Source organism: Microcystis sp. M20BS1 (assembly GCF_020245305.1).
Taxonomy (GTDB): domain Bacteria; phylum Cyanobacteriota; class Cyanobacteriia; order Cyanobacteriales; family Microcystaceae; genus Microcystis; species Microcystis ichthyoblabe_A.
On sequence record NZ_JADBUZ010000052.1, the window covers coordinates 1 to 4,835 of the forward strand.

Below are 4,835 nucleotides of genomic sequence, written 5' to 3' on the forward strand. Positions count from 1 at the left end.
ATTGGCTAATATTAAGTAGCTGGTTATAATTAAATTAAAAATGGATTTTAGGTTCGATCCCCCCTGCCCCCCTTGATAAGGGGGGTGCCGATCCCCCCTTAGTCCCCCCTTTAATCCCCCCTTAATAAGGGGGGCATCTGATAATTTTTAACGCCTACCTACTTACTATCACTTATTGACTAAAAATGAAGATTTTACTGCTAACAGTTGACAATTGATGAGCGACCCCGAAGAGAGGCAATTAAGCTCACTGGTGTGTCGGAAGATTAGAGATTGTGCCAAAATGGAGAAAGTGACCCAAGGATTACAGGTAAATTGTTAAAAAAAGGATCGAGTAACCGTGACTGATACGAACTTAGATATACTATCCCTGACGGATCCAGCGATCGCAGGGATTTTGCAAAAAGAACTGCAACGTCAAAGAAATCACCTAGAATTAATCGCTAGTGAAAACTTTACCTCGGCTGCCGTCATGGCCGCCCAGGGTTCAGTTTTAACCAACAAATACGCCGAAGGACTGCCCAAAAAACGCTACTATGGCGGTTGCGAATACATTGACGAAGCGGAACAATTAGCGATCGATCGGGTTAAACGACTATTTGGGGCAAATCACGCTAACGTACAACCCCACTCTGGTGCCCAAGCTAATTTCGCCGTTTTCCTGACCCTCTTGCAGCCCGGCGATACGATTATGGGCATGGATCTCTCCCACGGTGGTCATCTTACCCACGGTTCCCCCGTTAACGTTTCCGGGAAATGGTTCCGAGTCGTACAGTACGGAGTAAGTCCCGAAACCGAACTCCTCGACTACGATCTCATCCTTGACATCGCCCGCAAGGAAAAACCAAAACTAATTATCTGCGGTTATTCTGCCTATTCGCGCCGGATTGATTTCGAGAAATTCCGCGCCATCGCTGACGAAGTGGGGGCCTACCTGATGGCAGATATCGCCCATATTGCCGGTTTAGTGGCCACTGGTCATCATCCTAACCCCCTACCCCACTGTGATGTGGTCACTACCACCACTCACAAAACCCTGCGCGGTCCTAGGGGGGGGTTAATTATGACCAAAGACGAGGAATTAGGCAAAAAATTCGATAAATCCGTCTTCCCCGGTACCCAAGGCGGACCCCTAGAACACGTGATCGCGGCGAAAGCGGTGGCTTTTGGGGAAGCGCTGAAACCAGAGTTTAAAATCTATTCGGGCCAAGTAATCGCTAATGCCCAAGCTTTGGCCGGTCAGTTGAAGGCTAGAGGGATTAAAATTGTCACTGATGGTACGGATAATCACTTGATGTTACTCGATTTAAGATCCGTGGGCATGACTGGGAAAGAGGCCGATCGCTTGGTGAGTACCATTAATATTACCGCTAATAAAAACACTGTTCCCTTCGATCCGGAGTCTCCCTTTGTCACCAGTGGTCTGCGCTTGGGTTCCCCGGCTATGACCACCAGAGGACTAGGAGAAACGGAATTTATCGAGATTGGCAACATTATCGCCGATATTCTCCTTAATCCAGGTGATGAAGCCCTGAGAACTGCTTGCCGTCAACGGGTAGCCAAACTCTGTGAAAGCTTCCCCCTCTATCCCCATCTCCATATTTCCGTCCCCGCCTTGGCCTAAAAAGAGAGATAATAAAAGTTCATAATTGGCGATTGCCTGTCAGTGGCCAATTGTGAATTAAATCGCCCCCCAATTCCCATGTCCGGAGATTTATACTATCTAATTGCTTTTCTGATCGCCCATACCGTGGTACTTTGGAGTACCCCCCTCGTCAGAACCGTCGGACTGAAAAGCGGTTACGTCGATAAACCCAACGAAAGGAAGGTCCATGAAAAGCCTATGGTTCGACTGGGGGGGGTTTCGATTTTTGTCGGCGCTTTAACTGCCCTCCTGATCGTTTGGTGGTTGGGAGGGTTTGCTGGTTTAAACAGCGATCGAGAATGGGAAGTGTGGGGCGTAACCCTAGGCGGTTTGGGCTTTTTTCTCATCGGTCTAGCGGATGATCTTTTTAATCTTTCGCCCCTCAATCGTCTGGTAATGCAGTTTAGCGTCGCTTTTCTAGCTTGGCAAGCTGGCGTTAGGATCGATTTCCTCTCTATTCCCTTCGGCGATTTATTACAAATTCATTGGCTAAGTTTACCGATTACTCTCCTCTGGTTAGTGGGGATGGCTAACGCGATTAATTGGATTGACGGTTTAGATGGATTAGCGGCGGGGGTTTCGGGTATATCTGCCGTGGTGATTTTGATTGTAACTTTGGTGATGGGACAACCGGCCGCCGCTATTATCGCCGCCGCTTTAGCGGGTGGGGCCTTGGGTTTTCTGCGTTACAATTTTAACCCCGCCCAAATTTTTATGGGGGATGGTGGGGCCTATTTTATGGGTTTTACCCTGGCGGGTGTGGCGGTGATTGGATTGGCTAAAACCACTGCTGTGACTACTGTTGCCGTTACCGCCGTCCTATTGCCCTATCTCATCCTCGCGGTTCCTCTCCTCGATATGTCCACGGTGATTATTTCCCGTCTCAAACGCGGAAAATCCCCTTTTGTGGCTGATAAACGTCATTTACACCATCGTTTACTGAAAGCGGGTATCTCTCACCGTCTGACAGTATTATTTATCTACGCTCTAACTCTCTGGGTGGGCAGTTTAGCCCTCGGTTTCTCCAATGTTCCCAGTGGTTGGGGTTTTGCCTTTGGTGCAACTCTCCTCCTCGGTTACGTCGGTTGGCAAGTCTGGCGCAATCGTGGCAGTGAACCGTAAGCCGTCTTAAACTAGAAAAAAGATTAATAATTAAGATAGCGGCAGGATGACTCTGGGAGTTTAGCAAATGTCTAACGAAACCGTAACTTATTCCCTTGAAACGGTTCTTAAGGAAATCAAAGACAGCATCAAGGAAGTCAACCACAAAGCTGATAGAATCGAGCAACGTCTGACAAAATTAGAAATCGGACAGGCAGAACTTAAAGGAGAAATTAAAGCTTTAGATGAGCGACTAAGCACAAAAATTGACGGATTGACCGCTAGAGTTGCCTATCAAGAGTTTACTAATCGAGGCATTTTGATCGCCCTTGTTGTTGCTATTTTAGGAGGAGCAGCTAAACTTTTTGGGTTTATTGGCAACCCCTAGAAGTTGCCCTTAGCATCATAAATTTTTCCTATCTTATTTTTTCAGCAAGCCCTAATTAAAGTTATCAAAAGTAGGAGTTTAGCACAATGTCTAACGAAACCGTAACTTATTCCCTTGAAACTGTCCTGACAAGGATTGAGGGAAAAATCGACTCTTTACAAAGAGATGTTAATGAGCGTCTCACTAAGCTAGAGATAGGACAATCAGAAATAAGAGGGGATATTAAGGCCCTAGATTCTAAAGTTATGGAAATAGAAAAGCGTATTGACGACCTGAATGCACGGGTGAATATTACCACTAATGGGTTTCTTGGCATTGTCGGAATTTTGGTGACAGGAATACTAGGTATTCTGGGAAAAGTCGTCTTTTTCCCTAATCCCTAAAAGTTGTCTTTAGTCTTTGTTTACTCTACAATTTTCAAGGATACAGAGAAAAATGATCTGCAAAAATCCCTCTTTCCGTTCTCCTCTCTGCGACTGTAGCGCCTCTGCTTCAAACAAAAAATATAAAACTCAAGCCCTAATTACAGTAATTCTATATTGATTTTCTGTCACCACAACTTCAGTGGATAATCTTTCTTCCATAGGTAAAGCATTTTTCCTCCTATCAAAGATAAATAACCAACCAAAATCTAAACCCAAACGCCCTAAATAAGATTCTAATTGTTCAATTCCGTCAGCTTGCGGATTGCGTTTTTTATCCCGCCATACTTTTAATTCAATCCCTAAAGTTACATCTTTATACTGCAAACATAAATCCATTCTATCACTACCAATTGCATATTCCCTTTCTAAAACTCCTCCACCATTAACCACACGATGTAAAAAAGCCATTAATACTATATGCGGAGCAATTTCATGGTAAGCAGCACTACTTAATAATGGTTCTCCATGCTGTCGCCAAAACCTGAGAAATGCTGTTAATAAAGCATCTATATTTAATTCACCTTTTGCTGTCAACCAACTAGGACTAATTAAAGGTAAACTGTCCTGAGTTCCTTGTACTAAAACGCGGGGAATTACTTCACGATAAATGGGGTTAGAAATAACTAATCCCCCCATCGGATCACGTCGTAATAATCCTAAATCTATTAAATATTGGCGATCATCTGCTAGGGTATCGGGTAATGTTTGCCCTGCTAAAATTGGTTCAATAATGTTTTTAACTCGTTTTTCTCTGAGTCTTTCCGCTAAACTATCTAAATGAGTATCCTGACGATTAATTAATATTTCTTTGGCTGTTAAAATATGTTTTTTAGTAATAGTAATACTTCTATCTTTTACCATTTTTTCTACAATTTCTTTAGCTAAAGCATTGACTAGCCAAGGTTGTCCTTGGGTTAAATCAAACGCTGTTTCTATTGCTTCTGGTGTAAAAAGTTGTCCAGTTGCTGCTGTATGTTGTTGATATAATTCTCCCACTTCTGCAAGATTAAAATTTCGCATAGTCAGAGAAGCAACTTTGATATTAAAAGGACTAGATGTATTTAATCTATCACTACCACCAGATGCTACTTTATAATCTCTCACATCTCGTAAACCAATTAATCCTACTGAGGTCGGAAAATTTTCAGGACGGTTAGGAAAACCATCTCTTAACTGTCGTAAAACTGATATTAATGTTTGGTCTTGTAAAGAGTCAATTTCATCTATAAATAATACTATGGGACGATTGATAGCTTTTGCCCAAGCTGTTAAAAAA

5 protein-coding genes are annotated in these 4,835 nt (G+C 43.4%); 4 read left to right on the plus strand and 1 reads right to left on the minus strand.

What is annotated here, in order from left to right; all coding sequences use genetic code 11:
- Positions 1-340: 340 nt before the first annotated feature.
- The 4 genes from glyA to IM507_RS05485 all read left to right on the plus strand — a co-directional run bounded on the left by glyA (position 341) and on the right by IM507_RS05485 (position 3,517).
- Positions 341-1,624, plus strand: coding sequence for a serine hydroxymethyltransferase (gene glyA / locus IM507_RS05470; protein WP_002751118.1), 1,284 nt, complete (start codon positions 341-343; stop codon positions 1,622-1,624).
- 78 nt (positions 1,625-1,702) lie between these two features.
- Positions 1,703-2,767, plus strand: coding sequence for a glycosyltransferase family 4 protein (locus tag IM507_RS05475; protein WP_002732067.1), 1,065 nt, complete (start codon positions 1,703-1,705; stop codon positions 2,765-2,767).
- Between the two features lie 67 nt (positions 2,768-2,834).
- Positions 2,835-3,134: a hypothetical protein gene (locus IM507_RS05480; protein ID WP_002761685.1), complete on the plus strand. Its 300-nt coding sequence runs from the start codon at positions 2,835-2,837 to the stop codon at positions 3,132-3,134.
- A gap of 86 nt (positions 3,135-3,220) precedes the next feature.
- On the plus strand, positions 3,221-3,517 hold the full coding sequence (locus tag IM507_RS05485; protein WP_002734786.1) for a DUF4164 family protein: 297 nt from the start codon (positions 3,221-3,223) through the stop codon (positions 3,515-3,517).
- Positions 3,518-3,646: 129 nt separating this feature from the next.
- On the opposite strand, the gene IM507_RS05490 is transcribed toward IM507_RS05485, so the two are convergent.
- Positions 3,647-4,835 (minus strand): ATP-binding protein (locus IM507_RS05490; RefSeq protein ID WP_287636748.1); only part of this gene is annotated, 1,189 nt, incomplete at its 5' end.

Bases quoted from the DNA above. Each gene is read 5' to 3' on its own strand.
- IM507_RS05475 (WP_002732067.1), top strand. From the start codon at position 1,703: ATGTCCGGAGATTTATACTATCTAATTGCTTTTCTGATCGCCCATACC.
- IM507_RS05480 (WP_002761685.1), top strand. From the start codon at position 2,835: ATGTCTAACGAAACCGTAACTTATTCCCTTGAAACGGTTCTTAAGGAA.
- IM507_RS05485 (WP_002734786.1), top strand. From the start codon at position 3,221: ATGTCTAACGAAACCGTAACTTATTCCCTTGAAACTGTCCTGACAAGG.